28 protein-coding genes and 3 pseudogenes are annotated in these 26,611 nt (G+C 67.5%); 12 read left to right on the top strand and 19 right to left on the bottom strand.

From position 1 onward, the window contains the following. Nucleotides 1-71 precede the first annotated feature (71 nt). From ACQ858_RS12225 to ACQ858_RS12235, 3 genes and pseudogenes are all read left to right on the top strand, one after another. Nucleotides 72-362 (top strand): annotated as a pseudogene (locus tag ACQ858_RS12225) (sigma 54-interacting transcriptional regulator); the annotation flags it as partial. Between the two features lie 53 nt (nt 363-415). Next, complete coding sequence (locus ACQ858_RS12230; RefSeq protein ID WP_431273013.1) at nt 416-1,000, top strand: sigma 54-interacting transcriptional regulator; 585 nt, start codon at nt 416-418, stop codon at nt 998-1,000. A 72-nt stretch (nt 1,001-1,072) separates the two neighbouring features. Continuing rightward, the gene (locus tag ACQ858_RS12235; RefSeq protein ID WP_431273014.1) at nt 1,073-1,996 is read left to right on the top strand and encodes a MurR/RpiR family transcriptional regulator; all 924 of its coding nucleotides are present in this window, start codon (nt 1,073-1,075) and stop codon (nt 1,994-1,996) included. Nucleotide 1,997: 1 nt separating this feature from the next. On the opposite strand, the gene ACQ858_RS12240 is transcribed toward ACQ858_RS12235, so the two are convergent. Further along, nucleotides 1,998-2,855, bottom strand: a complete 858-nt coding sequence (locus tag ACQ858_RS12240; RefSeq protein ID WP_431273015.1) for an HAD-IIA family hydrolase — start codon at nt 2,853-2,855, stop codon at nt 1,998-2,000. A gap of 203 nt (nt 2,856-3,058) precedes the next feature. On the opposite strand from ACQ858_RS12240, the gene ACQ858_RS12245 reads away from it, so the two are divergent. Beyond that, nucleotides 3,059-5,329: a phosphocholine-specific phospholipase C gene (locus ACQ858_RS12245; protein ID WP_431273016.1), complete on the top strand. Its 2,271-nt coding sequence runs from the start codon at nt 3,059-3,061 to the stop codon at nt 5,327-5,329. A 148-nt stretch (nt 5,330-5,477) separates the two neighbouring features. Here ACQ858_RS12245 and ACQ858_RS12250 read toward each other — a convergent pair whose 3' ends face one another. The 12 genes and pseudogenes from ACQ858_RS12250 to phnG form a co-directional block, all read right to left on the bottom strand. Then, nucleotides 5,478-6,479, bottom strand: coding sequence for an SGNH/GDSL hydrolase family protein (locus ACQ858_RS12250; protein WP_431273017.1), 1,002 nt, complete (start codon nt 6,477-6,479; stop codon nt 5,478-5,480). A 234-nt stretch (nt 6,480-6,713) separates the two neighbouring features. Further along, nucleotides 6,714-7,583, bottom strand: coding sequence for a phosphonate ABC transporter, permease protein PhnE (gene phnE, locus ACQ858_RS12255; RefSeq protein ID WP_431273018.1), 870 nt, complete (start codon nt 7,581-7,583; stop codon nt 6,714-6,716). An 8-nt stretch (nt 7,584-7,591) separates the two neighbouring features. Further along, a complete protein-coding gene (gene phnE / locus ACQ858_RS12260; protein WP_431273019.1) occupies nt 7,592-8,482 on the bottom strand; it encodes a phosphonate ABC transporter, permease protein PhnE in 891 nt (296 codons plus the stop codon). Between the two features lie 71 nt (nt 8,483-8,553). Next, the gene (gene phnD / locus ACQ858_RS12265) at nt 8,554-9,489 is read right to left on the bottom strand and encodes a phosphonate ABC transporter substrate-binding protein (RefSeq protein WP_431273020.1); all 936 of its coding nucleotides are present in this window, start codon (nt 9,487-9,489) and stop codon (nt 8,554-8,556) included. 57 nt (nt 9,490-9,546) lie between these two features. After that, nucleotides 9,547-10,305 carry a phosphonate ABC transporter ATP-binding protein gene (gene phnC / locus ACQ858_RS12270; RefSeq protein WP_431273021.1) on the bottom strand — a complete coding sequence of 253 codons (759 nt, stop codon included), beginning with the start codon at nt 10,303-10,305 and terminating at the stop codon, nt 9,547-9,549. A gap of 143 nt (nt 10,306-10,448) precedes the next feature. Further along, the gene (locus tag ACQ858_RS12275; protein ID WP_431273022.1) at nt 10,449-11,588 is read right to left on the bottom strand and encodes an alpha-D-ribose 1-methylphosphonate 5-triphosphate diphosphatase; all 1,140 of its coding nucleotides are present in this window, start codon (nt 11,586-11,588) and stop codon (nt 10,449-10,451) included. Then, on the bottom strand, nt 11,585-12,358 hold the full coding sequence (gene phnL, locus ACQ858_RS12280) for a phosphonate C-P lyase system protein PhnL (RefSeq protein ID WP_431273023.1): 774 nt from the start codon (nt 12,356-12,358) through the stop codon (nt 11,585-11,587). Before phnL ends, ACQ858_RS12275 begins: the two co-directional genes overlap by 4 nt. Continuing rightward, a complete protein-coding gene (phnK, locus tag ACQ858_RS12285) occupies nt 12,355-13,152 on the bottom strand; it encodes a phosphonate C-P lyase system protein PhnK (protein ID WP_431276847.1) in 798 nt (265 codons plus the stop codon). The genes phnL and phnK overlap by 4 nt, the downstream gene beginning before the upstream one ends. A 33-nt stretch (nt 13,153-13,185) precedes the next feature. Further along, a pseudogene (locus ACQ858_RS12290) lies at nt 13,186-14,046 on the bottom strand (alpha-D-ribose 1-methylphosphonate 5-phosphate C-P-lyase PhnJ); the annotation flags it as partial. A 5-nt stretch (nt 14,047-14,051) separates the two neighbouring features. Further along, nucleotides 14,052-15,179 carry a carbon-phosphorus lyase complex subunit PhnI gene (locus ACQ858_RS12295; protein ID WP_431273024.1) on the bottom strand — a complete coding sequence of 376 codons (1,128 nt, stop codon included), beginning with the start codon at nt 15,177-15,179 and terminating at the stop codon, nt 14,052-14,054. Next, nucleotides 15,170-15,832: a phosphonate C-P lyase system protein PhnH gene (gene phnH, locus ACQ858_RS12300; RefSeq protein ID WP_431273025.1), complete on the bottom strand. Its 663-nt coding sequence runs from the start codon at nt 15,830-15,832 to the stop codon at nt 15,170-15,172. The genes ACQ858_RS12295 and phnH overlap by 10 nt, the downstream gene beginning before the upstream one ends. After that, the gene (phnG, locus tag ACQ858_RS12305; RefSeq protein ID WP_431273026.1) at nt 15,829-16,305 is read right to left on the bottom strand and encodes a phosphonate C-P lyase system protein PhnG; all 477 of its coding nucleotides are present in this window, start codon (nt 16,303-16,305) and stop codon (nt 15,829-15,831) included. The genes phnH and phnG overlap by 4 nt, the downstream gene beginning before the upstream one ends. 93 nt (nt 16,306-16,398) lie before the next feature. Here phnG and phnF point away from each other — a divergent pair, with 93 nt between their 5' ends. The 3 genes from phnF to phnN are packed head-to-tail and all read left to right on the top strand — an operon-like array spanning nt 16,399 to nt 18,487. After that, nucleotides 16,399-17,178, top strand: a complete 780-nt coding sequence (phnF, locus tag ACQ858_RS12310; protein ID WP_431273027.1) for a phosphonate metabolism transcriptional regulator PhnF — start codon at nt 16,399-16,401, stop codon at nt 17,176-17,178. Then, nucleotides 17,175-17,885, top strand: a complete 711-nt coding sequence (locus tag ACQ858_RS12315) for a DUF1045 domain-containing protein (protein WP_431273028.1) — start codon at nt 17,175-17,177, stop codon at nt 17,883-17,885. Before phnF ends, ACQ858_RS12315 begins: the two co-directional genes overlap by 4 nt. After that, complete coding sequence (phnN, locus tag ACQ858_RS12320; RefSeq protein ID WP_431273029.1) at nt 17,882-18,487, top strand: phosphonate metabolism protein/1,5-bisphosphokinase (PRPP-forming) PhnN; 606 nt, start codon at nt 17,882-17,884, stop codon at nt 18,485-18,487. Before ACQ858_RS12315 ends, phnN begins: the two co-directional genes overlap by 4 nt. Here the strand turns inward: phnN and ACQ858_RS12325 are convergent. Next, the gene (locus ACQ858_RS12325; protein ID WP_431273030.1) at nt 18,438-18,938 is read right to left on the bottom strand and encodes a glycine zipper 2TM domain-containing protein; all 501 of its coding nucleotides are present in this window, start codon (nt 18,936-18,938) and stop codon (nt 18,438-18,440) included. The genes phnN and ACQ858_RS12325 overlap by 50 nt on opposite strands. 205 nt (nt 18,939-19,143) lie before the next feature. Between ACQ858_RS12325 and ACQ858_RS12330 the strand changes: the two genes are divergently transcribed. Next, a complete protein-coding gene (locus ACQ858_RS12330) occupies nt 19,144-19,359 on the top strand; it encodes a hypothetical protein (RefSeq protein WP_431273031.1) in 216 nt (71 codons plus the stop codon). Between the two features lie 19 nt (nt 19,360-19,378). After that, the gene (locus ACQ858_RS12335; protein ID WP_431273032.1) at nt 19,379-19,633 is read left to right on the top strand and encodes a hypothetical protein; all 255 of its coding nucleotides are present in this window, start codon (nt 19,379-19,381) and stop codon (nt 19,631-19,633) included. 24 nt (nt 19,634-19,657) lie between these two features. Here ACQ858_RS12335 and ACQ858_RS12340 read toward each other — a convergent pair whose 3' ends face one another. Next, nucleotides 19,658-20,401 carry a universal stress protein gene (locus tag ACQ858_RS12340; protein ID WP_431273033.1) on the bottom strand — a complete coding sequence of 248 codons (744 nt, stop codon included), beginning with the start codon at nt 20,399-20,401 and terminating at the stop codon, nt 19,658-19,660. Nucleotides 20,402-20,645: 244 nt separating this feature from the next. On the opposite strand from ACQ858_RS12340, the gene ACQ858_RS12345 reads away from it, so the two are divergent. Continuing rightward, nucleotides 20,646-22,145, top strand: a complete 1,500-nt coding sequence (locus ACQ858_RS12345) for a trypsin-like peptidase domain-containing protein (RefSeq protein ID WP_431273034.1) — start codon at nt 20,646-20,648, stop codon at nt 22,143-22,145. A 21-nt stretch (nt 22,146-22,166) separates the two neighbouring features. On the opposite strand, the gene ACQ858_RS12350 is transcribed toward ACQ858_RS12345, so the two are convergent. The 3 genes and pseudogenes from ACQ858_RS12350 to ACQ858_RS12360 all read right to left on the bottom strand — a co-directional run bounded on the left by ACQ858_RS12350 (nt 22,167) and on the right by ACQ858_RS12360 (nt 24,841). Then, a complete protein-coding gene (locus tag ACQ858_RS12350; RefSeq protein ID WP_431273035.1) occupies nt 22,167-23,600 on the bottom strand; it encodes a PHA/PHB synthase family protein in 1,434 nt (477 codons plus the stop codon). 209 nt (nt 23,601-23,809) lie between these two features. Next, nucleotides 23,810-23,956, bottom strand: a pseudogene (locus ACQ858_RS12355) (hypothetical protein); the annotation flags it as partial. Between the two features lie 6 nt (nt 23,957-23,962). Further along, a complete protein-coding gene (locus ACQ858_RS12360; protein WP_431273036.1) occupies nt 23,963-24,841 on the bottom strand; it encodes a L,D-transpeptidase in 879 nt (292 codons plus the stop codon). A 92-nt stretch (nt 24,842-24,933) separates the two neighbouring features. Here ACQ858_RS12360 and ACQ858_RS12365 point away from each other — a divergent pair, with 92 nt between their 5' ends. Together ACQ858_RS12365 and ACQ858_RS12370 are read left to right on the top strand one after the other, a co-directional pair. Next, on the top strand, nt 24,934-25,362 hold the full coding sequence (locus ACQ858_RS12365; RefSeq protein ID WP_431273037.1) for an Hsp20/alpha crystallin family protein: 429 nt from the start codon (nt 24,934-24,936) through the stop codon (nt 25,360-25,362). A gap of 65 nt (nt 25,363-25,427) precedes the next feature. Next, nucleotides 25,428-26,033, top strand: coding sequence for a nitroreductase family protein (locus tag ACQ858_RS12370; RefSeq protein WP_431273038.1), 606 nt, complete (start codon nt 25,428-25,430; stop codon nt 26,031-26,033). 50 nt (nt 26,034-26,083) lie between these two features. Here the strand turns inward: ACQ858_RS12370 and ACQ858_RS12375 are convergent, their stop codons facing one another. Continuing rightward, nucleotides 26,084-26,575 (bottom strand): CBS domain-containing protein, encoded by a 492-nt coding sequence (locus ACQ858_RS12375; RefSeq protein ID WP_431273039.1) that lies wholly within the window; start codon nt 26,573-26,575, stop codon nt 26,084-26,086. Nucleotides 26,576-26,611 lie beyond the last annotated feature (36 nt).

A 26,611-nucleotide genomic window follows, 5' to 3' on the forward strand; every position in this document is an offset into this window, starting at 1 on the left:
CAGACCATGACACGCCGCTCGGTTCGAGCATCGTCGGCAGTTCCCCGCTCTTCAAGGCTGCCATTGACCTGATGACTCGATACGCGGTGTGCAAGGCGCCGGTCCTCATCGTCGGCGAGAGCGGAACCGGGAAGGAACTGGTCGCACGCGCGACGCACTACATGGGTCCTCGGCGAGACGCGGCGTTCATCCCGGTGAACTGCGGCGCCCTGCCCGATTCGCTGGTCGAGAGCGAATTGTTCGGTCATGCCCGAGGCGCCTTCACCGACGCGGGCCGCGCCCGGCGCGGGCTCGTGCGCAAGGCCGACGGCGGCACCCTGTTCCTGGACGAGATCGAGGCCCTCTCCCTCGCGGACAGGTCGCGCTGCTTCGCTTCCTTCAGGATGCGTCGTTCCGCTCGCTCGGCGAGGACCATGTGCAACACGCCGACGTGCGCATCGTCGCCGCAAGCAATGTCGATCTGCGCGAGTTGTCGCAACGCGGCGAGTTCAGGTCCGACCTGTTCTTCCGACTGGACGTTCTGCACGTGCACTTGCCGCCTCTGCGCGAACGACCGGAAGATCTGGACCTGCTGGTGCCGCACCTGCTGCTCAGTGCCGCACGCGCCACGACCGGCCAGCCCAAGGACATCAGCGACGACGCGCTGGCACTGCTGCGATCCTTCGACTGGCCCGGCAACGTGCGCGAGCTCGAACACACGCTGCTGCGCGCCCATCTCATCTCGACCGACGAGTGCATCGACGTCGACGCGCTGCTCGCCAGCGCCCCCGCGCTTGCGAACGCGTCCGCGCAAGTGCAGCCGGCGCGAGACCTTGCCTCGCTGCGCGAAGCCAAGCGGTCGGCCGTCTGCGATGTGGAACGCCGGTTCGTCGAAGAAGCCCTGGCCATGACGAACGGAAACATCAGCGAAGCCGCGCGTCTGTGCGACATGCAACGCGCCTCGCTGAGCAAGCTGGCAAAGAAGCACGCGATCGCGGTGCGCGCACCGCCTGCGAGATGAAGAACGAACTCGCGTCCCGGCCAGGGCGTCGCCGCGACTGCTGCGCCGGCGCCCCGGTTAAGCTCGCGGCCCATGAAGCGCAGCAGCACTCCATCTCCGGCTCGAAGCCCTTCCACCTCCGCGAGCCCGTCGCCGGCGATCGCTGAAAACCGCACGCTCGCGGTGATGGCGCGCATCCAGGCGCTGTGGTCCTCGCTCGGTCCGGTCGGGCAGCGCATCGCCAAGTTCATCATGGACAACCCGCGCGAGGTGGTCCACATGTCGGTCAGCGAGGTGGCCGAACGCACGGGCTCCAGCGAAGGGAGCATCGTCGGTTTGTGCAAGAACCTCGGCGCGACCGGCTTCCAGCAGATCAAGATCGCGCTGGCGCAGGAGATCGTGCAGCCGGTGCAGTTCATCCATGAAGACCTGGAGCCCGGCGACCGCGCAGCGACGGTCATCCGCAAGATCTTTCAGAGCAATGTGCAGACCCTGCACGACACGCAGGCGGCGCTGGATGCAGAGGCGCTGGAGCGTGCCGTGCATCTGTTGCGCAGCGCGGAGCGAATCGAGATCTACGGCATCGGCAGCTCGGCCACGATCGCGGAGGACGCCCACTACCGCATGCTGCGCATCGGCCTCAATGCCAAGGTGGTGGTCGACTCCCACATCCAGGCGATCAGCGCTTCGCTGACCACGCCGCGCGTGACGGTGCTCACGATCTCCCACTCCGGCAGCACCCACGAGACCGTGACCGCGACCCGGCTCGCAAAGGAAGCAGGCGCCTCCACCATCTGCATCACCAACCTGGGCAAGTCGCCGATCCAGGCGTATGCCGATGTGCTCCTGTACACCATGGCGCGGGAGACCCATTTCCGCACCGAGGCGATGACCAGCCGCCTCGCGCAGCTCGCGATCATCGATGTGCTGATTGCCTGCCTGGCGCTATCGGACTACGACAACGCCGTGCACACGCTGCGACAGACTTTCGACGTGCTGTCGCTCAAGCGCTATTGACTCAGCCGGCCTGGGCCGCAACCTCCGCCGCAAGGCGGCCCGCCATGCGACTCAAACCCATCGACGTGCCTGGGAACGCGAGCCGGTCCAACAGCGCAACCAGTGTGGGCGCGGCCCCACCCGCCGGGCCGACCAGGATGCAGGGCAGCCCGAGTCGCGCCGCCCCCTCGCCATCCGTGGCCGGGTTGTCGCCGACCAGCACCACATCGTCCGGCGTCGCGTCCAATTGCCGCATCCCTTCCTCGAACAGCAGGGGCGCCGGCTTGCCGACCACCATCAGCGGCTCGGTACCGCTGGCCGCTCGCACGGACGCCAGCAGTGAGCCGGTTTCAGGCACGCGCGTTCCGTGGGGCCCGGGGTGCGTCAGGTCGCCGTTGGCCACCACGAGCCGGGCGCCCTGCCTCAGCGCTTCCACGATGGCACTGAGCCGCGGGTAGCTGAATCGCTTGTCCAACGCGAGCAGCACGACGTCCACCGCCGTGTCGGCCAGCTTGACGCCCTGTGCAAGCGCGAAGCGGCGAATGGCCGGGCTTCCGATGACCATCACCCGGGCGCCCGGGAATTCCTGACGGACCCGTCGCACCGCAACTTCGCCCGCCAGCACGATGCGTTCGGGCGGCACCCGCAGGCCCATGCGGCGCAGACGCGAGGCCATCGACGAAGCGGTGTGCGTGGAGTTGTTGGAAACGATCGAGAAGCGACCATCGAAACGCGACAGCAGTTCGATCGCGCCTTCGATGGTTTCGTCCTGAAGGATCAATGTGCCGTCCAGGTCGAGCAGCAGGTGGCGTGCGCGGGACAGCAGGGCGGCGGCTTCCTCGGTATCCGTGCAGGAGCCCGTCGGCAAAGGAGATGGCATAGGGAAGATTCAGAGGGGTTGCCGATTCTATTGAATACAGCTCATTGAAACAACAAAACAAAATGAGCGTATTTCATCTGCCTGTCACTGTCGATTTCTAAGCTCCAGCGCTGCAGGGAGGGAGGCTTCCTGCAACACGGGTCGCCGCTTCCCCCCCGACGCCCCCTCACCCACGTTCCTCACCCACGGAAGGTCCTTACCCTATGAACTCTCGTCGCCAATTCCTCAAGGGCGCGGCCGCCAGCGGCACCGCCGCCGCAGCGCTGACCGTCTTTCCACCCAGCATCCGCAAGGCACTGGCCATCCCGGCGGCCACGCGCACCGGCACCATCCAGGACATCAAGCACGTGGTGATCCTGATGCAGGAGAACCGCAGCTTCGACCACTACTTCGGCACCCTGCGGGGCGTGCGCGGCTTCGGCGACCGCTTCCCGCTCCCATTGGCCAGCGGCAAATCGGTGTGGTTCCAGTCCGACGGCACCAAGGAGATCCCGCCCTACCACCGCGATTCCTCGATCAGCAACGCGCTGCTCGGCCCCGGCACGCCGCACTCCTACAGCGACAGCCAGGGCGCGTGGAACCAGGGCAAGATGGATCAGTGGATCCCCTACAAGACCCAGTACGCGATGGGTTACTACGAGCGCAACGACATCCCGTTCCAGTTCGCGCTGGCCGAAGCCTTCACCCTGTGCGATGCGTATCACTGCTCCATCACCACCGGCACCGATCCCAACCGCATCGTGTTCTGGTCGGGCTCCAACTTCAACCCGGAACTGCGCAAGCAGGGCATCAACTCCACGAGCGTGGACTCCGAGCCCAACAACTCGCGTTGCTGGCCCAATCCCTCCAAGTGGGTCGCCGGCCTGCCGCAGCCGCAGGCGACGTACAAGTACGTCAACACCTCCTTCCACTGGGACACGCTGCCGGATCTTCTGCAGAAGGCCGGCGTCAGCTGGCACATCTACCAGGACATGAACAACAACTGGACCGGCGCCATGCACGGCTGCCCGGCCTTCGAAAGCTTCCGCACCGCGCAGCCGGGCTCGCCCATCTATGAGCACGGCCTGACCGGCGGTCCCGATTTCCTGAGCAAGCTCAAGACCGACGTGATCAACGGCACCCTGCCCCAGGTCTCGTGGATCCTGCCGACGGCGGCCCAGTCCGAGCACCCCGGTGGTGGCGGCAGCCCCACGGGCGGCGGCAACTTCATCGCCTCGGTGCTGGACGCGCTGACGGCCAACCCCGAAGTCTGGAGCCAGACGGCCTTCTTCCTGACCTTCGACGAGAACGACGGCTTCTTCGACCATCTGCCGGCGGCGGCAGTGCCGTCGTATGACGCCAACGGCAACCTGATGGGCAAGGCCACGCTTCCGCTGGCGGGCGAATACTTCGACGCCTCCGTGGGGACCTGGCTGAACGCCAAGGACACCACCAGCGGCAAGACCCGTCCGTGGGGCCTGAGTGCGCGCGTGCCGATGTACGTCGTGTCGCCCTGGAGCAAGGGCGGCTGGGTCAATTCGCAGCTCTTCGACCACACCTCGGTGGGCATGTTCCTGGAGAAGCGTTTCGGCATCAAGGTGGACGCCATCAGCCCGTGGCACCGCGCCGTCTCGGGCGACCTGACCACGGCCTTCGACTTCACCAGCCCGAACGACCCGGTCTTCCCCAAGCTGCCCGATCAGAGCAACTGGGCCACCTCGGACGCCCAGCAGCGCACCCTGCCGGCACCGACCGCGCCGGCCACGCCGCAACCGCTGTTCCAGGAAACCGGCGTGCGCTACGCGCGTGCCATTCCCTACGAGCTGCACGCCCATGCGAAGGTGGATGCCGCCAGGGGCACCGTCAAGCTGCAATTCACCAACACCGGCCGCGCGGGCGCCGTGTTCCATGTCTACGACAAGCTGCACCTCGACCGCATCCCCAGGCGCTACACGGTCGAGGCCGGCAAGGCGCTGGACGACGAATGGGCGGTGGGCACGGAGAACGCCGGCAAGTACGACCTGTGGGTGCTGGGCCCGAACGGCTTCCACCGCCACTTCAAGGGCGACCTGAACGCGCTGCGCGCCAACGGCATCGCCATCCCCGAAATCCTCGTGTCCTACGCCGCGCGGGAAGGCGAATTGCAGGTCACACTCGTCAATGAAGGCCGCCGCGACTGCCGCTTCACGCTGCAGTCCAACAAGGTCTATGACTTCGTCCACGTGCAGAGCAACGGCCATGGCAGGGACGATGACGAACATGACCGCGACGACCATGACCGGGGCAACAGGCACGGCAAGGGTGTATGGAGCGTCAAGGTCAAGGGCGGCGAGCGTGAGCACCGCAAGTGGAAGCTGGACTCCAGCGGCTTCTGGTACGACTTCGTCGTCACCACCGACGCCGATCCCAGTTTCTACCGCCGCCTGGCCGGCCACGTTGAAACCGGCCGCCCGTCGGTGAGCGACCCGGGGATGGCCCGCGCAGACAGCTTCTGAGGGCAGGAGACGGCCGCGCATCCTGCGCGGCCACGATGGGAAAAGGCGCCGATGGCGCCTTTTTTCCTTCCCGTTGTCGGTTCTCAGCTGACTCTGAACGCGGCGGCTCAGGGCGAACGCAGTACGCCGGCATTCCCGCCGCGAACGCTCAAGGCGCGGACACCACCCCGATCGCCTGCTGTCCGACGATCGCGTGCATCGCTTTCGTCGGGTGGATGCCGTCCCAGAACACGTAGCTGTCCGGCGTATTGCACTGGAAGGGCGGCACGCCGGGTGTCACGCAGGCGCTGGTGGTGTTGGTCATGCCATAGGTGCCCGGATTGGCGACGACCGTGTTCAGCAACGTGTAGACGTCGAGCACGCGTGCCTGCGCTCCGCTCGCGTTGGTGTACTGGACGACGCCGGCCAGCCCCTGGTTGTAGGCCTGCGACAGTATCGTCGCCAGACCCGCGAGGCCAGGAAACTGCTTGTCGAGCTGGAGCACGGCCGGCGTCTTTCCGATGTCGGGCACGTTGACGAACAGGAACTTGCGCGCCCCGTACGCCTGCAGCAGGCCGACCTGATAGGCCAGGCTCCCGAGCGCCTGCTGCAGCAACGGCCTCGAGTCCTGCCCGCCCAACGCCGCCGCAACCAGCGCATCGCGCACGTCGTTGCTGCCGATCTCCAGCGCCACCAGGGTTCGCGCCGAGGTCTGCGGGAAGTCCGCGAGATACGCGGCGACCTGTTCCGGCAGGCTGAAGCGGCATGGGACGGGCACTGCGCGCGCGCCGAACACGGCGTAGTTGCTGGCTTCGCCGCCGCCGTGGCGCAAAGCCGGCCGCGCGTTGCCGGCAAGGGCCAGCGGGCGGGCCAGGTCCTCGATCCAGGTCGCGCCGTTCGTGACATGGTGTCCGCCCTTGGCATACGGGCCGTCAGGCGTCAGGTTGTCGTCCAGCGCGTCGTACGGTGGCACGTTCAGCCGCGTCCCGCATGCCTGGTTGGCAGGCTCGGACAACCAGACGAAGGCATTGCCCGTGTCGCTCAGGCTCGAGCCGAACACGACGATGCGATCGACGCTCCCGTACTGTGCCAGCGCGGGGCTGCAGACCAGCGCGAGGGCGGTCACCGATGCGAGTCGGGTGGCGGCACGCAACAAGGTCGTGAATCTCATGACATCACCTCCAATCGTGCTGATCGGCGCAATCCAATACCCTTGTCCGCATCCGCCTTGAGTGAATGCAAGATGCGAAGGCACCCCTGGGCAGTTCTGCGTCCGGGTCCGCTTATGTAGCACGATTTCGCCAACGCAACGAATGCGCCCCTCTGCGCAGCTTGGTCGGCGATCCACGGAAGGTTCAACTTGAACGAGCGGCGGCGAGCCTGAAGCCCGCGCCGCCGCCAACCGCTACCGCTGCCGCTCGGTGCGGCCGATCAGCGCCAGGCGCAGCTTCTCGGAAACGAAGTCGATCACCACCACTGCCGCCAGGATCAGGATGACGATGAAGGTGACGACGGAAAGGTTGAGCACACGGATGTTGTCGGTCAGGTAGATGCCGATGCCGCCCGCCCCGACGATGCCCAGGATGCTTGCGGAGCGTGTGTTGCTCTCGAAGAAGTACAGCACCTGGCTGCCGATGACCGGCAGCACCTGCGGCAGGACGGCATAGCGTTGCACGTGCAGCGCGCTGCCGCCGGCGGAAGTCACACCCTCCACCGGGCGGCGGTCGATGTTCTCGATGGCTTCGGAAAACAGCTTGCCGAACGAGCCGACGTCCGAGCAGGCGATGGCGAGCACACCGGCAAACGGTCCGAGGCCGACGACGTTGACCCACAGCAGTGCCCAGATCAGGATGTCGACGCCGCGCACCACATCGATGGAACGCCGCACCGCAAAGTGCGCAAACACATTGGGGATGACGTTGCGTGCCGCCAGGAAGCCGAGCGGGAAGGCGATCAGCGCGGCGGTGGCGGTGCCCAGAAAGGCCATGGCCAGGGTCTCGGCCATGGCTTCGAGAAACACCACGGCTTTGCCGTCCGTGGCCGGCGGGAACATGATCTGCGTGAAATCGAGCAGGCGGCCCAAGCCGCTGAAGATGCGGGCGAACGAAAAGTCCAGCACCCACATGGCGACCACCGCCAGCAGTGCGGCAGCGGCGCTCCAGGCCAACAGCTTGCGCGCGGCCAGCCAGCCGGGGAACAGTCCCGGCTGCTCGCGCCGCAGGCGCACCATGTCCACATCGATGATGGCGCGTCCGGAATTGACGTTGGCGTTCATGTCGGAACTCATGTGTTTCGCTCGCGCGCCAGGCTGCCGGCCAGCGCGTGGCGCAGGCGCTCGCTGGCGAGGTCGATCAGCATCACGGTGGCGATGATGAGCAACAGGATCGCGCTCACGTCGGTGTAATAGAACTGGCGGATTGCCACCATCAGCTGCTCGCCGATGCCGCCCGCGCCAACGAAACCCATGATGGAAGCGGCGCGCACGTTGATGTCGAAACGCAGCATCGCATAGGACGCGAAGTTCGGCGCCACCTGCGGCAGCACGGCATAGCGCACCGTCTGGCGCCACGAGCCGCCGGCGGCCACGATGCCATCCACGGGCTTCATGTCGATGTTCTCGACCACTTCGGCGAACAGCTTGCACAGAGCACCCGCCGTATGCACGGCCAGCGCGAGCACACCGGCCATCGGCCCGATGCCGAAGGCGACGACGAACAGCAGAGCGAACACCATGTCCGGCACCGTGCGGCAGAACTCGGCGAGCCGGCGAGCCACGAAGCGCATCCAGGGCGATGGCGTCAGGTTGGCCGATGCCAGGAAGCTCAACACGAAGCCGCCGAGCGCGCCGAAGAGCGTTCCCAGATAGGCAATGAGCAGCGTTTCCCCGAGCAACACCAGCCAGCGGCCCAGGCCCCAGTACCACTCGCGCACATCCTGCAGCGGGTGCGCGGCGGAGATGTCCGGGGCGATGCGCTGCAGGTAGCTCAAGAAGCCGCCGAGCTGCTGAAAGAAAACCTGCGGCTTGACTTCCGCCACCGGGCCGGCGATGGCGGCGAGGACGAGGAAGACCGCCAGCCCCACCCACATGTTGCGGCGTCTGCGGGCGACCTCCACGGCGTAGGCGCGTTCCCAGCCGCGGTCATCGGCCGCGGCGGCCTGAGACGAGGTACTCATGGTGCGTGATTGAAAAGAGGCAGATAGCAAAAGGCCCGGCACACCGGCCGGGCCAACGCAGGCGGCGCGTCCTACTGCTGCTTCTTGCGCTGTGCGTCGTTGTACTGGAGCATGCCGATGACGGGCTCGTAGGCCTTGGCATCAACCGCCACCAGCTCCTGGTCCTTGCCGCCGGACAGGCCATCGAACACCTTCTTGTCCTTCTTCGGCAGATCCAGCAGGGCCTGCTTGATCTTCTGGCGCGTCTCCGCCGGCACCGATTCGAGCACCGAGAACGGGCCTTCGGGCAGCAGGTCCGACTTGAACACGACACGGAAGTCGCTGGGGCTCAGCGCCTTGCCGTTGGCGTCCTTCAGCAGGCCCTTCTCGGCCAGGCGGGTCGGCATGTTGTCGGTGGGCGAGAAGTACTCGTTGGCTGCCGCATCGGCCGTGCCCTGCGCCAATGCCAGCAGCGCGTTCTGATGGCCGCCGGCGAAGAAGACCTTGCCGAAGAAGCCGTCGAGGCTGTTGATGCCCTCGTTCTTCGACAGGAAGTAGCGCGGCGCGTTGTTGCCGGACGTGGAGTTGGGGTCCACCAGCGCCAGGGTCTTGCCCTTCAGGTCCTGCACGGTCTTGTAAGGGCTGTCGGCACGCACCCACAGCACCGAGTAGTAGCCATTGATGCCGGTTTCGTGGCGTTGGTTGACCAGGGGTTCGGTCTTGACGCCAGTCATCACGGCGCGGGCGTACGAGGCCGGGCCGTAGAACGCGATCTGGGCATTGCCGGCGCGCTGGGCTTCGATCACGGCCGCGTAATCGTTGGCGATGCGCAAGGTGACCGGGATACCGACGGCGTCCGACAGGTACTTGGCGAGCGGCCCGAAGCGGTCGGTCGTCAGCGATGCGTTTTCGACCGGGATCACCGCGAATGTCAGCTCCTTGGGCGTGCCCTGCGCCCACACGAAAGGTGCTCCGGCAGCGCTTGCCAGCGCCGCCGCGCCCGCGACGAAAGTACGACGTGTAACCACGATGTTGCTCCTCAAATGAACAGGAAAGGGAAAGAGGGAAAGGAAAAGAGAAAGAACTCAGGCCGGTTCGGCTTGCGGCAGCAGGATGCCCATCGACTTGCTGGCCGGCTCGTGCCGGGGAACGCTCACGGCTTCGTTGGCTTCGATGCCGTACAGCTCGCTCGCGGCGGCGTGGGTCAGCTGCTGCGGCGTGCCATCGAACACGACGCGTCCGGCGGCCATGCCGACCAGGCGGTGGCAATAGGTGCGGGCCAGATCGAGCGAATGCAGATTGCAGATGATGGAGATGCCGTACTGCTGGTTGATGCGTTGCAGCGTTTCCATCACCACCACCGCGTTGCGCGGGTCGAGCGAGGCCGTCGGCTCGTCGGCGAGGATGATGCGCGGTTCCTGTACCAGCGCACGGGCGATGGCCACGCGCTGCTGCTGGCCGCCGGACAGATTCTCGGCTCGGCGCGCGGCGAGATTGCCCATCTCGAACTGCTCCAGCACCGAGAAGGCGACGGCGCGATCACGCTCCGGCCACAAACCCAGCAGGGTGGCCATCGTGCCCGCCCGATTCAGGCGGCCCATCATCACGTTGGTCAGCACGTCCAGGCGGCCCACGAGATTGAACTGCTGAAACACCATCGCGCACTCGGAGCGCCAGCCGCGCAGGGCCTTGCCCTTGAGTGCGGTGACGTCACGGCCTTCGAAGCTGATGCAGCCCGAAGTCGTCGCCTGCAAGCGGTTGATCATGCGCAGCAGCGTGGACTTGCCCGCGCCCGAACGCCCGATGACACCCACGAAGCTGCCCGGCTCCACGGTCAGATTCACATCTGCCACAGCCATCTTTTCACCGAAACGGCAACTGACTCCCGACATCGTCAACATTGGCGGTCACTCTGATTCATCTGTGCTGACTTTAAAGACGAACCAAGGCAGGCACGTGACAGTCGTATCGGCCGAGAGGGGTGCCTTCAAGCGACGCGCGATCCGCGGGACCAGACCTCGCGCACCGCCGGCGCGCTGCCGACCGGGCGCACGCGAAGCACGTCGGCGCGCAGGCCCTGGGCAATCCGGCCGCGATCGTGCAGGCCACTGGCGAGCGCCGGGCCCTTGCTGACGATGGCCACGGCCTGCGGCAGCGTGCAGGCGCCCTCCTCCGCGAGGCGCCAGGCTGCCTGAAGGAGACTCGCGGGCACGTAGTCCGACGACAGGCTATCGACCAGGCCTGCGCGTGCCATGTCCATCGCCGACGCATTGCCCGAATGCGACCCGCCGCGCACCACGTTCGGCGCGCCCATGACAGTCGACAGCCCCAGCGCCCGGGCGCGACGCGCCGCTTCCAGCGTGGTCGGAAATTCGCTCATCGACGCGCCCAGGCGATGTGCCTCGTCCACGTGCTCGGCGGTGGTGTCGTCGTGCGTCGCGAGGGAGACCTCCTGCGCACGCGCGTAGTCGGCGAACCAGCGGCGATTGGGTTCTGCGTAAAGCGCCTGCCGTTCGGGCGCAATGCGCACTTCCTCGTCGAACTTGGCGTCGCTCCAGCCCTTCTTTCCTGTGTAGTAGACACGGGCGTGGTCGAGATCGCGCCATTGGCGCTGGCCCGGCGTGTGGTCCATCAGCGAGATCAGGCGCAGTCGGCGGTGCGCTGAAAACGGTTCGAACAATTCGCGCGCATTCGCGGCCGGCAGTTCGCAACGGATGTGGATGAAGTGGTCGGCGCGCAGCGTGCCGGCTTCGTCCAGCGTGTCGAGCACGCGCAGCAGTTCGCTCTGGTCGTGCGAACGGAAACCGTCGCCGTAGGGGTCGCCGACACCGATCGCATCGAGGACCGTGGTGATGCCGTTCGCAGCCATCTCGGCATCGTGCGCCTGCACCGCGGACTGCATCGGGAACCTCACCTTGGGGCGCGGCATCACGTGCCTCTCGAGGTTGTCGGTATGCACCTCCACCAGGCCGGGCAGCAGCCAGTCGCCGTCCCAGTCGAGTGCGCCGGCTTGCGTGCTGGCACCGTGGCCGATGGCGGCGATGCGCCCTCCGGCGAGGCAGATGTGGCCCGAGATGACCTCGTCATCGAGCACGATGCGGGCGTTGTGGATCACGGTTTCGGTCATCGTGTCGTTTCCGGTTCGGTGGATGCCGCCGGCAGCGCCACGCAGCGGGTGGCGACGGCGTCGCGGACTTCTTCGTCGTGAAAGATGCCGATCACCGCGGCACCGCGCGCCTTGGCTTCGTGGATCAACTGCACCACCACGCGGCGATTGGCGGCATCGAGCGACGCGGTCGGCTCATCGAGCAGCAGCAGGTCGGACGGGAGGATGAACCCGCGCGCAATGTTCACGCGCTGCTGCTCGCCACCGGAGAAGGTGGCGGGCGGCAGTTGCCACAGCGCAGGCGGCAGGTTGAGGCGTTCGAAGAGCGCTGCCACTTCCTCGCGGGCTGCTTCCTGTGCGGCCTGCCGGGCATCGGCTTGCCCCAGGTCGGCGGTGACGGGATGCGCCTGCAGCAGCCGCTCGGCCACCACGTCGATGGCCGGCACGCGCGGCACGGCGCGCAGGAACTGGCTGACGTAGGCAATGGCGCGTTGACGCAGGCCGATGATCTGCTGCGGCGTGGCGCGGGCCATGTCGATCTCGCTGCCGTCGGTGCGCAGCCGGATGGAACCAGCGTCGACACCGTAGTTTCCGTAGAGGCACTTGATGAGCGTCGACTTGCCCTGCCCCGATGCGCCGACGAGTGCCACGCATTCGCCGGGCGCCGCATCGAGATCGACGCCGTGCAGCACCGGCAGCGCGCGGCCGTCACGCAGGTGAAGGATGAAATGCTTGCGCACGCCGCGCACGCGAAGTGTCGGCAGGTCAGCCGGATCGGATTCGTGGGTCATGGCGTCACGACGGAGGAAACGAGCAATTGGGTGTAGGGATGGCGGGGGTCGTCGAGCACACGGTCGGTCAGGCCGTGCTCGACGATGTGGCCCTCGCGCATCACGAGCGTGCGATGCGCCAGGAGACGCGCCACGCCGAGGTCGTGGGTGACCACGACGGCGGACACGTGCATGCGCGCGACCAGGAGGCGGATCAGGTCGAGCAGCTTGGCCTGTACGCTGACGTCGAGCCCAGTGGTGGGCTCGTCCATCAGCACGAGTCGCGGCCGGGTGACGAGATTGCGGGCGATCTGCAGGCGTTGCCGCATGCCGCCGGAAAAGTGGCGCGGCGACTCGTCGATGCGCCCGGCGTCGAGCTCGACGCGCGACATCCAGCTCGCGGCCGTCTCTCGCAGCCTCCCGTAGTGCCGGTCCCCCAGGCCCATGAGCCGCTCGCCGATGTTGGCGCCCGCGCTGACGCCCATGCGCAGGCCGGCCGTCGCCTGTTGCTCGACGAAGCCCCACTCGGTGCGCGCCAGCAGGCGGCGCTGGCGTTCGGACATGGCATGCACGTCGACCCATTCGCCCTGCGCATCCCGATACCGGACGCTGCCTGCGCGCGGCGTCAACCGGCCCGCCATGCAATTGAGCAGGGTGGTCTTTCCCGATCCGGACTCGCCGACCACGGCAAGGACTTCGCCAGGAAACAGCTCCAGCGTGGCCTGACTCACGGCGTCGCGCCCGAGCCCGTCGCTCGGAAACCGGAAGCTCAGCGAGTCGACTCGCAACAACGGTGTGTTCATTTCAGCTCCCATCGCGTGGGACCGGCGAAGCGGCTTGGGGGTGCTTTGCTGCTCGCACCAGTCGGTGTCGGAGCAGGTCCACAGCGCAGTGCCGTCTTCGCTGGCGATCTCGTCGAGGAAGCTCGTGGTGCAGCCGCACAGGGCGCAGGCGTGGCCCTGGGTCTTCACGCTGAAGGGATGGTCCTCGAAGTCCAGGCTCTGCACCGAGGTGTAGGGCGGGATGGCGTAGAGACGCTTCTCGCGTCCGGCGCCGAACAACTGCAACGCGGGCATCTGGTCCATCTTCGGGTTGTCGAAAGCCGGGATCGGCGACGGGGACGTGATGTAGCGGCCGTTCACGCGCACGGGGTAGTCCGACGTGGTTTCGATGTGGCCCCACTGCGCGATGTCTTCATAGAGCTTGACGTTCATCAACCCGTACTCCTCCACCGCGTGGAGCGAAAGCGTCTCGGCGCGTCGCGGCTCCAGCTTGTAGAGCGGCTCCGGCTGCGGCACCTGGTAGACCATGATCTGACCTTCGGCGAGCGGCGTCTCGGGAATGCGGTGGCGCGTCTGGATGATGGTGGCGCGCGCGGTCTGCGTGGTGGTCTCCACGTTGGTCACCCGCGCGAAGAACTCGCGGATGTTGACCGCGTTGGTCGTGTCGTCCGACCCCTGGTCGATCACCTTGAGCACATCGCCCTGCCCGATCACCGCGGCCGTCACCTGGATGCCGCCCGTGCCCCATCCATACGCCAGGGGCATTTCGCGCGAGCCGAAGGGCACCTGGTGGCCCGGAATGGCGACGGCCTTGAGCAAGGCACGGCGCAGCATGCGCTTGGTCCGCTCGTCGAGATAGGCGTAGTTGTAGCCTTCGACCGGCGTGTCGGCCTGTGCGGCGTCGACGCGATCGGATGCGGTTGTCATGTCCATCAGAGGGTCTCCCCGGCGTCGGCGCCGTCGCGGCGTGCTTCGCGCTCGGCGCGCAGTTGCCGGATCAATTGCAGTTCGGATTCGAAAGTCACGTAGTGCGGCAGCTTCAGGTGCTGCACGAAACCCGAGGCTTCGACGCTGTCGCCCTGCGCCAGCACGAACTCCTGGTCCTGCGCCGGGGCTTCGGCCAGTTCGTCGAACTCGTCGGTGCGCAATGCGCGATCGACCAGCGACATCGCCATCGCCTTGCGCTCGCCGTGGCCGAACACCAGCCCATAGCCGCGCGTGAACTGCGGTGGTGCGCCGTCGCTGCCCGCGAACTGGTTGACCATCTGGCACTCGGTCAATTCCACCTCGCCGATCTCGATCGGGAAATCGAGTTCGTCCGGCACCAGGCTGACGGTCACGGCGCCGAAGCGCACATCACCGACGAAGGGATGGCTGTGCGCATAGCCGCGCTGGGTGGAATAGGCCATGCCCAGCACCCAGCCTTCGTCGGCACGCGCCAGCATCTGCAGCCGGCCGGCGCGCGGCAGCGGGTAGCGTGGCGGATCGCGCGTGATGTCCGGCGGCACCGGATCGCCGGGCGACGGGCTCGCGGGTTCGACGAGGTCCTGCGCCGCAAGGGTATCGAGTGCGTTGGGGATGTCGTCGCCGTCGCCGACATCGGAACCGGCGCCCTGCCCGGAAGGCGTCGACACGACAGCGTCCGGATTCGATGGCCGCAGCAGCGAAAAGTCCAGCAGGCGCTGCGTGTAGTCGTAGCTCGGGCCGAGAACCCGGCCACCTGGCAGGTCCTTGAAGATGGCCGACACCCGTCGTCTCGCACGCATGGCATCGGTATCGACCGGCTCGGTGCAGGCCACGCGGGGCAGCGTGGTGCGGTAGGCGCGCAGCAGGAACGCAGCCTCGACCGCATCGCCCTGCGCCTGAACCAGCGCCAGGGCGGCCAGTTCGGGATCGTAGAGCGAGGCCTCGGCCATGACGCGACTCACCGCGAGGCCCATCTGCGATTGCACCTGCGCCACGAGCAACGGGGGCAGCGCCGGGTCGCCCCGGCGCGCGGCGGCCACGAGGGCGCGCGAAGCGGCAATGGCGCGCTCGCCTCCTTTGACGGCTACATACATGGCGGTGTCTCCAGCGCAAGCAAGGTGGAACGTGGAATGGCGGCCACCTGGTCGCCGCAGCACAGCAGCAGGTCGATGCCGCGCGGAAAGGCATCGGCCTGCTGTGCGCGCCAGCGCCAGAGTGCCGGCAGGCTGCCGCGCACGCTCAGCACGGATTGGGTCTGCACCCCGGGGCCTCGTGCGCGCAGCACCTGCACCTCGCCCTTCTGGGCGTGCGTCGCGAGGCCGTCGACATCGAGCACCAGCGTGGCGCCGTCCTGGGGTGCGGCGTCGCTGCCTTGCTGCAGGCCCTCGCACGACCGGGCATCGGCGTCGCTGCCGCGCGCATAGGCGAACTGGCATTGATCGAGCGGCACCATCCGCACGCCGCAGTGGAAGCGGAAGTAACCGGCCAGGGCGGATGCATCCTGCGGCCCCGCGAAATGCACGCTGCTTTCGGCGTCGAGCAGTGTCAGCAGGCTGACGGCGGCCGCGATCGACATGGCGTGCCCGTCGCTCGCCCTCGGTGGCTGGACGCCCGCGACGGCCGCCGGCGGCAGGGAATAGACGCGCCCCGGGTGCGACATCGCATCGAGCAGCACCCGGAAGGTCTGCTGTGCGCCGTGCACGGGGTGTTCCCAGGCCAGGCCCAGGTCCGAGAGAGCAAGGCTCACGACGAGACCTCCGTCTGAAGATTGAAGAAGTGCACGCGGCTGGTGGCCGTCTCGCGTTGCTCGCTGGCGCGCAGCCGGGCGGATTCGGCGGCCAGCGGCGCGATGACGTCGGCCTGCAGCGCATCGTGCCAACGCGGGTGCTGCAAGAGCGCGTCCAGGCGCGCGATCCAGTCGACGCGCTCGGGGTCCCGACCCAGGACGTAGCCGATGCCGACGCTGGCCGTGTCGGCGTCGCGGTGACGCACGACGCAGCGTGTGATGGTGGCCTCGCCGACGTTGAACCGGTCGCCCTTGTTGCCGATGCGCCCGCGCAGCATGGCCAGGCCGATTTCCGGGGCGCGCAATACTTCGAAATGCAGCACGGGCAGCGATTCGACGTGGCGCTTGAGCAGCTCGCGAGGCGCATGCGCCAGCACGGCCAGCCAGGCGGCGCGCGCCGGCGGCGCTGTGGGTGCGGAGTGATGGAAGGTCATGTCAATGTCATCTAGATGACTCAAGATGGAACGCACTTTGACAGGCCGACGTGACAGTTTGTTGACCTCGAGGAATCGCCACTGAAATTTGCAATGACCAAACCAACGCCAACGACCGACACCTCCGATGCGGTGCTCGCAGGCGGCACCGCCGATCTGCGCAGCCGATGGGAAGTCATCGCGGACGCCATGCGCGCCGACATCGCGGCGGGCCGCTTCGCGCCGGGCCAACGCCTGCCCAACGAACAACTGCTGGCCGAACGCTTCGGTGTCAACAGGCACACCCTGCGCCAGGCGATGCAGGCGCTGGTGCGCGAAGGCTTCGTGCAGGTACGCCAGGGCGCCGGCACCTTCGTGCGCGAGCTGGTCCTGGACTACGCCCTGCAACGTCGCACCCGACTGACCGAGAACCTGGCGGATGCCGGCGAGCGTGCGGCACGCGAGCTCCTCGAGCACCGGGAAGCAGAGGCAGCGCCCTGGGCGAAGGACCTGCGCGTGCCCGCGAGAAGCCCGGTGATCGTGCTCACCACGCGCGCTTCGGTGCGCGGCAGACCGGTCGGCTTGAGCGTCGGCGCCTATCCCCTGCCCCGATTCGCAGGGCTTGCCGAGCGGGTGGCCGAACTCGGAAGCCTCACGCAGGCACTCCAGGCGCTGGGCGTGCGCGACTACACGCGGGCGAAGAGCATCGTGTCGGCCCGCCTGCCCACGGCGCTCGAAGCGGATCGACTGGCGAGATCAGCGAGCCAGCCGGTGCTGGTGGTCAGCTCCATCGATATCGATGCGCAAGGCACGCCCATCCGGTCGGGCGTCACCCTCTTTGCGGCGGACGCCGTGCAACTGACCGTGCGTCCTGACGAAGGCTCCAAGGCATGACACCGGACAACGAACGCTACGCCATCTACTGGGCGCCCGACGCTGCGCATCCCCTCTGGGCCGCCGGATGCGGCTGGCTGGGCCGCGATCCGTCGCTGGCGACGGACGTCGCAGGGCTGGAAACACCGCGCCCGCATGTCGCGACGCCTGCGCGCTACGGCTTCCATGCCACCTTGAAAGCGCCTGTCCGGCTGGCGGCCGGGCGGTCGCTCGACGACCTGCGGCGTGCCGCCGCCGCGCTGGCGAAGCGGCACCACGTCTTCGAGATGCCCGCGCTCCACGTCGCATGGCTGCAGGACTTCGTCGCGTTGCGCCCGGTGGAACCGCTGCCCGCGGCGCATCCGCTGCGGCAGCTGGCCGACGCCTGCGTCGGCGAACTCGACGAGTTCCGCGCGCCCGAACCGGCCGGCGAAATGGCGCGGCGCGCAGCGCAGGCCGCCGAGGGGGACGTGTCCGGCCTCGCACTGCTCGCACGCTGGGGCTATGCGCATGTGTTCGACGGCTGGCGCTTTCACATGACGCTGAGCGACCGCTTTGCCGATCGGGGCTCGAACGCCGCGAGGCAACTCGAACACGACGCGCGCGCCTGGTTTTCGCGCAGCCTGGCGCAGCCGTTGCACTGCACTGCGCTCTGCATCTTCCACGAGGCCGGCGCGGGCGAGCCTTTTCGCCTGATCGAACGACTGCCGTTGGGGAGCGCGGCATGAGCAGCACGCGGACCGAGGTGCCGCACAGCGAACGCCTGCTGGTGGTCGTCGGACCTTCCGGCGCCGGCAAGGACACGGTGATGGCTGCATGGCGCCAGCGGGCCATGGAACTGGGCAAGCGTCTGCACATCGCCCAACGCGCGATCACGCGACCCGCGCTCGCCGGGGGCGAGGCGCACGAGGCACTCTCCGACGCGCACTGGCAGGCCGCGTGCGACAGCGGCGCCTTCGCGATGCACTGGCGCGCAAACGGCCTGGCCTACGGTGTGCGAATGCGCGAGTTGCAGGCGCTGACGACGGGGACCGTCCTGCTCAACGGCTCGCGCGCAGCGCTGCCGGCGATTCGCGCAAGCGCGCCACGCTGCCGTGTGGTCCAGATCACCGCCAGCGCGGCGGTGCTGGCACAGCGTCTGCGGGCCCGCGGGCGCGAGGACGCGCAGGCGATCGAACACCGCCTGGCACGAACGGCGCCGGTGTCGGCCGACTTCACGCTGTCGAACGATGGGTCGGTGCTCGAAAGCGTGGCAGCACTGATGCAGTGGTGGGATGCCGCTACTTCTTCTTGCTGCCCGCCGCCTGCAGTTCGTTCCCCTTCAGCGTGACCGCCTGCCCGACCGGTGGCGCGGTGGTCGTCTGAACCGTGCGCATCGAGCCATCCTGCATCCGCACGCTGACCTCGTAGACCGTCTTCGTGTTCTTCTTTTTCTCGACCTTGTTGCCCGCGTAGGCGCCACCGGCCGCGCCGGCGACAGTGGCGACGGTCCGTCCCCTGCCGCTGCCGATCTGGTGGCCGATCACGCCACCGACCACGCCGCCGGCCACGGCACCGACGCCGGAGGCCGGCTTCGAACTCTGGATCGCGCGTACGGATTCGACCTTGCCGCAGGTGGAACAGGGCTTCGGCGACGCGGCGGCAGGCGGCTGCTCCGCAGGCGACGCCGCCTCGGTCTGCGCCACGGCCAGCGGCGTGGCCAGCATCGCGGCGAGCACGCAGATTGCAGCACGCATCGGCCGGGCCGCCGCGCCGCGCTGGTTGGATGAAGTCGATGCCATGCAGGCCCCTTTCCATTCCTGGTGCGAAGGCACCGGGCGCATTCAGGATGATCGCCGATGCATGGCACCTGTCAACGCGGCACGGTCGCCGAATTTGATCGCGGTCAACCGACGGGGCTTGCCCGGTTGGATTGACGCAGATCAACGGCCCCCCGCGCGGACGCGCCTAGCATGGGACGCTCATCCCACAGCGAAGAGGCCCCTCATGAATAGCTCCGAATCGCCCCAGGCGCGTCTTCAGGACGCCTTTCTTCTTTCCGCTCTGGGGTGGCAACACCTGTTCCAGGAGTCGGCGCAAAAACTCCAGCAGGCGCAGCTCCATGCCATGGGAGAGATGACGCAGGCCTTTGTCGCGCTCTACCAGGACGCCTGGGACCGGTGGACCGCGCGGTTCGGCGGTGGCGTCCCGATCGACGGCTGAACCCTGCGGGCGCACCATCATGCGACTCACGATTCATGTGGGATCGGCCACACCACTCGAGCTGCAGATCGGTACCTCCCACCACCCCTATCTTGGCCCGCTGCCGGAAGTCGGGCAGACGATCGTGATTCCGGAGGACGCCAACGTCGACGCAGTCTTCAAGGGCAAGGCCAAGGTCAAGAAGATCATCTGGCGCTACAGCCCCGAGGGAAGCGCCCTTTGGCCCGAGATCGTCTGCAAACGCCTGACGGGAACTTCCGGCGGCGCACGCTAGCCTCACGCCGGCTTCACCGGAGGATCAATGCGCCATCAGGACCGGCAAGGTCATTGATTGGAGAATCGAACGGGTGGCGCCGCCAAGCACCCATTCGCGCGCGCGGCCGTGACCGTAGCAGCCCATCACCAGAAGGTCCGCCCCCACATCCGCCGCGAGCGACAACAAGCGCTCGCCGATCTCGCTGTCATCCACCCCGCCCACCCGCACCGAGGCATTGACGCCTTGCGTCCGCAGATAGGTCTGTAGCCTGCGCATTGAAGCCTCGGCCGCCTCGCCGTAACCGACCACCTGCACGGAGCGCGCACGCGAGAGCCACGGCAGCGCGGCCGTCACGGCACGCGCGGATTCGCGCGTTTCCTTCCAGGCGACGAGGACGGTCTGGCCGACCGCCGCCACAGTTCCCGTGTAGGGCACGATCAACGCAGGCTTGCCGGATTCGACGAGCAGGCTGGACACGAAGTCCGCCGGCAGGTCCGCGGCGTCGGGGTCCTCTTCATTGCGCTGGCCGAGAACCAGCAAGTCGGCATACAGCGCCCGCCGGGCAAACGCCCCGGGGTCGTCGCTCGCCGGCTCTTCCCAATGCAGGCGCGGCGAGCCGGCCGCGGCCTTCACGAAGAGCGCGAGCGCCTTGTCCCGGCGTTGCTTGTCGAGCTCTTGCATGATGCAGATCGCATCCGGCGCCGCGGACAACGCGAACGGATAGCGCATCAAGGCCGAGAGGGTGCACGGCAGGCCCGTCACGTCCGCTTCGAAAGCGTCGGCCAAGGTTCGCGCAAGCTGAACCCGCGCCATGGCGCGCGCAGAGCTGTCGAGGTGGAGCAGGATGGACTTCGGGGTCTGCACGGCAGTTCCTTCCAGGGGGTTGTCGTGGCGCCAGTCTGCGCCCCGGTTCGATGGGTCGCCTTGCGCCGCGTCAAGTCATGCGCGCGGGTGGCGATGGCGCGCACACCTGCGCGGCTTGATTCAGCGCAATGCCGCGGGGGTGCTTCCCCGTGACGATGGGAAGACGATGAAAGTCTTCTCTGTCGGCATGGGCGCCTCCAGCCTCCGCCTCGCGTTGCTCGCCCTGACCTGCCTGCTTTGTGCCTGCGCATCCCGGGGCCCAGGTCCAACCGCCCAGTTCGCCAACGCACCCGCCGCGGCGGAATACGCCGTGCCGCCCGCGCCCGCGTTCTCATCGCTCGTGGCCAGCCGCCGCACGAGCGTGGTCGACATCAGCACCCTGGCGATCGGGCGTCAAGGCGGGAATGCGGCCAGCGAGGACGTCGAACTCGAATTCGAGCCCGAGATGGATTTTTCCGACCAGCTCGCGCGACCGCTGCCGGCGAGCGCCCGCATCAGCCAGATCCGCGACCTGGCCTCCGGCGTGATCCTGAGCAGCGACGGCCTGATCCTCACTTCCGCGCACGTCGTCGCCAATGTCGACGAAATCCGTGTGCGACTGGATGACGGACGCATCCATGCCGCGCGCGTCATCGGGATCGACCGCCCCACGGACGTCGGCCTGCTGAAGATCGACGCGAAGGGCCTCACACCGGCGCCCGTCGGTGATTCCTCGACGCTCTCGCCCGGCGACTGGGTCGCCGCCATCGGCGCACCCTTCGGCTTCCATGGCAGCGTCACGGCGGGCGTGGTGAGCGCCGTCGATCGATTCATCGGCGCAGCCGGCGTGCCCTACATCCAGACCGATGTGGCCATCAATCCGGGCAGCTCGGGCAGCCCGCTGTTCAACAACCGCGGCGAGGTCGTCGCCATCAATTCGCTGATCTACAGCGGCAGCGGCGGCTACATGGGGCTTTCCTTCTCGGTGCCGATCAACGTCGCGATGAAAGTCGCCGCGGAACTCAAGGCGAGCGGGCATGTGCGCCGGGCGCGCATCGGTGCCGAGTTCCAGGAGGTCACACCGGCGCTGGCGCAGGCCTTCGGGCGGTCCGACGCCACAGGCGCCCTCGTGGTGCGCGTGGAGGCCCGCGGTCCGGCAGAGGCCGCCGGACTGAAACGCGGGGATGTCGTCACCGCATTCGACGGCGTGGCGGTCGCCCGCTTCACTGACCTTCTACAGCGGATCGCCGCCGAGCCGCCCCGGAGTCATCATGTTCTGGACGTCTGGCGTCAAGGCGGACCGGTTCCGATCCCGGTCGTTCTCTCGGAAAACGTGACCCACGAAAGCGCCTTGCGGCCGGAAGGCGTGGACGAGTGGGCCGATGGCCTGGGCCTGACGCTGGGCGAGCTGCCGGCCACGCAGCGCGCCCAGTTCGGCATCGACGGCGGCCTGATGGTCCGAGAAGCCGCGGGTGCCGCGCGCAGCGAAGGCCTGCGGCCGGGCGACGTCATCGTCGCTCTGAACGAGACAAGGCTGGATCATGTCGAGGACTACCGGCGTGCCGTTGCGAAGATCCTCCCCGGCCGCAATGTCGCGCTGCTCGTCATGCGCGACCGGCGGCTGGTCTATGTCGCGGTGCGTCGCCCGTCCGTATCGGAAGTCTCCGGCCGGACCGGAAACGAGTGATCCCTGGCGCGCGTGCGCCGTCTACGGCTCTCGCACGTACGAGCCCGGAGCCGGAATTCGCTGCCCGTCGATCACCACGCTCCGGACGGCCCTCGCCGCGGTTTCTCCGGTGGAGTGATCGCGAAGCCAATGCGTCCACGCCGGCCACCACGAGCCCTGGAATCGCTGCGCACTGGCGAGCCAGTCGTCGGGCTCCGCCGGCGCTCCGTGCGCCGCATGGTGCATCCGGCGATATGAAGCCGCCGCATGTGCCGCGGGCCCGTCCGGCGGATTCACGATGCCCACGTTGTGGCCACCCGATGTCAGCACGAAATCGATATCGGAATCGACGAGCCGATGGATCCGGTAGACCGATTTCCACGGCGACACGTGATCTCTTTCGGTCGCGACGGCGAACATCGGGACCTTGATTCGCGACAGGTCCACCGGGTCGCGCGACGTGCAGGTGTAGCGGCCTTCCGCCAGATCGTTGCGCAGGTACAGATGCCGCAGATACTCCGCGTGCATGCGCGCGGGCATGCGCGTGGCATCGGCGTTCCATGCGCGCAGCGCGGTCATCGGCGTGGTGGCGCCCATCAGGTACTCGTGCACCAGCTTGGACCACACCAGGTCCTTTGAATTGATGAGCTGGAAAGCCCCCGCCATTCGCCGGCCGTCGAGGTATCCGTTTTCCGTCATGAGGTCCTCGAGAAAGGCCACCTGACTCTCGTCCATGAAGAGCCCGAGCTCGCCCGGCTCGGAGAAGTCGGTCTGCGCCGCGAACAGCGTCAGGGTCCGCAGCGCGCCCCGGCATTCCGGCAGTGCCGCGGCAATGGCGAGCAGCGTTCCGCCGAGGCAATAGCCGGTCGCGTGGATGCCGGTCTTCGGGTACAGCGATCGGATGGTCGCGAGCGAGTCGAACACACCGCGCCGGACATAGTCTTCCATGCCCAGGCCCACCTGTTCGCTGCCCGGGTTGCGCCACGACACGATGAACACCGTATGGCCGTTCTCGACGAGGTACTTCACGAGCGAATCCTGCGGCGTGAGGTCGAGGATGTAGAACTTCATGATCCAGGCCGGAACGATGAACACGGGCTCGCGCAGAACGGTCGCGGTCGCGGGCTCGTACTGGATCAGCTCCACCAGCTCGTTGCGCATGACCACCTTGCCCGGCGTGAGCGCCACGGCCTTGCCCGGCAGGAAGTCCTCCACACCGCGGGGCCTGGCGTTGCTCGCGACCGCCGCCGCATCGCGCGCCCAGTTGACGAATCCGCTCGCCAGGTTGGCGCCACCCGTCGCCAGCGTCTGCTTCAGCACCTCCGGATTGGTCGCGACGAAGTTGGACGGCGACAGCATGTCCAGCCACTGGCGCGCGACGAAGGCGACCTGGTCCTCGTGGTGCTTCGAGACACCCCGCACCCCATGCGTGGCCTCCTCCCACCATTGCTGCGCCGACAGGAACGCGCGGGCCATGGCGTCGAAGGGGGCTGCGCCCAATCCTCGCGTCCGAACCGCTTGTCCTGCGCGGCCATGGCGGCGTCAGCCTCCGCGTCGTGCGCACTCGAGACGACGGCGAGCCACCACGCCAGCGACTTGCGAAGCGCGCTCGCCGACAGCTCGGCCTGCTTCGCCGGCGAGACCATCAGATGCACCAGCCAGTCCGACTGCGCCTGTGCGAGGGAGGCGGGCGAGATGCCGTTGGCGAGATGTGCAATCCACTGCTTGAGCGGCAGATCCATGACGGCCGGTCCGTGACCGGCGGGGCAGACGTGGGAATGATCCATCGGCCGATCGTCGCTGCGCGGCGCCCTTCCGGGTTTGCGGTGCATCAAGTTTCAACCGCCCTTCTGCCCGGCGCCGGGCGGCGCTTTCGGCGGGAGGGTCCAGGGCGCTCGCGCGGCGAGGCCGCTGTCCACGATGACGATATAGCGGCCCGGGTCCGCCACCGTCTCGCGGTCCTCCTTCAGAACCCAGAACGCCTGGCCGTCGGCCACAAGCCGCTCGTACTCGGCATCCAGCACGCCATAGTGGTCCAGCAGCGTATTCAGCGTGGCCGGAATGCGAACGCAGCCCTTGGACTGCGCGCTGCCAAGGCGATGCTCCAGCGAATCGGGCTCCGTCGCGTGCATCTGCAGCCGCATGTCGATCGTCGCGCCATCGCCCCAGCCTTTGGGCACACGCTGCCAGCCGAGGTCGTATACCCGCATGCCTTTGCGGCCATAGCCGCGAATCCCGTTGCTGTTGAAGGTCCCCTCGGCCCGGAAGTCCGGATTGGATGGCGAATGCACGAACACGCCCTCGGGCGTCTCGAAGTGGTCGAACGTACCGGGACGCCCCGTGGACACCGGTGATGCGCCGATGAAGCGGTACTCCCCGGACTCCGAGCGCCAGAACAGCAGGGCGGCCTGCACCTTCGGGTCGCGATCGACCACGAGCAGGTACTGCGCACTCGACAAGTCCGCTTGCGCGCCCCGCAAGGCGGTCTCGGCAAGCCCCCGATAGCGCCCCACTTCGTCGGCGGGCACGGCGAGCGCGCGATCCACCCGGCTGCGGTACAGCGCGATCAAGTCCTGGGGGGACGGCGGCGCCTCGCTCAGGCTCGCCGTCGAGAAGAAGAAGCATATGGCCCCCGCGAGGGCCAGGAGAGGTGTGCGGAATCCTTTCATGCCGGCATTGTCGAAACCGGGTTCGGGCATGCGATTGAGCCAGATCAAGCCTCGCGCTCCTGCAGCAGCCTACATTGAATCCAGCGCGGTGCGCAATAGTCGCCGCGCTTCATCATCCACTTTCGATCCGAGGAACCACCATGAGCAATCTGAGACTGCTGGACCCGGTGTTCGGCAACGATTTTGAAACCGCACTGCGCCGCTTCTTCTCCCCGGCCGTCCTCGAGGGCGAACCGGCCCCGCTGAAGATGCGCATCGACGTGACCGAGAACGAGAAGGCCTTCAACGTGAAGGCCGACATCCCCGGCGTGAAGAAGGAAGACATCAGCATCAAGGTCGACGGCCACATCGTCAGCATCGACGCCGAGGCCAAGAGCGAGAAGGAAACCAAGGGCGACGGCGACAAGGTCCTGCGCAGCGAGCGCTACTACGGCTCGATCTCGCGCACCTTCAGCCTGGGCCAGGACGTGGACGACACCAAGGTGCAAGCCAAGTACGCCGATGGCGTGCTCACCCTGGAGCTCCCGAAGAAGGCGCCCGCGACCGCTTCGAAAATCGTCGTCCAGTAACTGCACGTGCCCGCCCCGGGCCGGCCCCGCAGGGCCGGCCGGTATCCGCTCACGAGGAGATTCCGATGTCAGCCCTGCCCCTCAATCTCGACTCCGACGTGGTCTCGCTGCCGATGCCCCGGCTCCAACCTGCCACGCTGGAAGAGGCGCTGCAAAGACGCTGCAGCACACGCACTTTCTTGCCGGATCCGTTGTCGCTCGAGGAAGTGTCTGGCGTGCTGTGGGCTGCATTCGGCGTGAACCGCCCGGAGACCGGCGGACGTACCGCCCCCTCCGCGCGCGGATGGCAGGAAATGCTCGTGTACGCCGTGCTGCCCGAAGGCACGTGGCGATATGACGCGCACGCTCATCGGCTGGAACTCGTGAAAGCCGAGGACTTGCGAGCAGCCACCGGGTTGCAGGACTATGTGGGCTCGGCGCCCCTGAACCTGGTGTACGTGGCCGACTTCGAACGCATGCACGATGTGCGAGACGAGGACCGAGTCTTCCTCGCGGGTGTGGACTCGGGGTGCATCGCCGAGAACGTCTATCTCTACTGCGCAGGCGCCGGCCTGGCGACGGTCGTCCGCGCATTGATCGACCGGCGACATCTCGCGCAGGCGCTCAATCTTAAACCGACGCAGCGAATCGCCCTGGCTCAGAGCATTGGCCGGATCGGGCTCATCCACTGAGCCACTGCGTCCCGGCCGGAGGCCGCCTGCGAAGCAGGCCCCCTCCAAGCTCAATGATCGGTACGGGTCACGTAGAGCGGTTGCTGCTGTTGCGGCCCCTGCCCTCGCGCCGCTTCGCGGGCGATGCCGGAATGCAAAGCCCCTGCGAGCGCCTCGAACTCCTGTGCGATCGCATCGAGCAGGTCATCCATGGACACCAGCCCGGCGATGCTCCCGTCATCGTTGCCGACCAGCAGCCGGCGCACACCGGCCTTGCGCATCGCGGCGAGCGCCTCCGGCACCGTGGCCGTCGCGGGCACGCTGGCGAGTTCGGTCCCGCACACCGCCCCCACCGGCTGCCCGGCCGGCGGGTGGCCATCGGCGATGGGACCGATCACGATGTCGCGGTCCGTGATCATGCCGATCACCCTTCCCGGTTCATAAGGGTCGGTGACGGCAAGCGCCCCGACGTGGTTCTCGCGCATCGCGCGCGCCGCGTCCTGCACGGATGCATCGGCATTGATGGATACCAGCTCCCGCTGGCAGAGGTCTTGCATGTTCATGGCGTGTGCTCACTCGGATAGGGGTTGCGATATGTC

The sequence above is a fragment of the Variovorax ureilyticus genome (assembly GCF_050632185.1).
Taxonomy (GTDB): Bacteria; Pseudomonadota; Gammaproteobacteria; order Burkholderiales; family Burkholderiaceae_C; genus Variovorax; species Variovorax ureilyticus_A.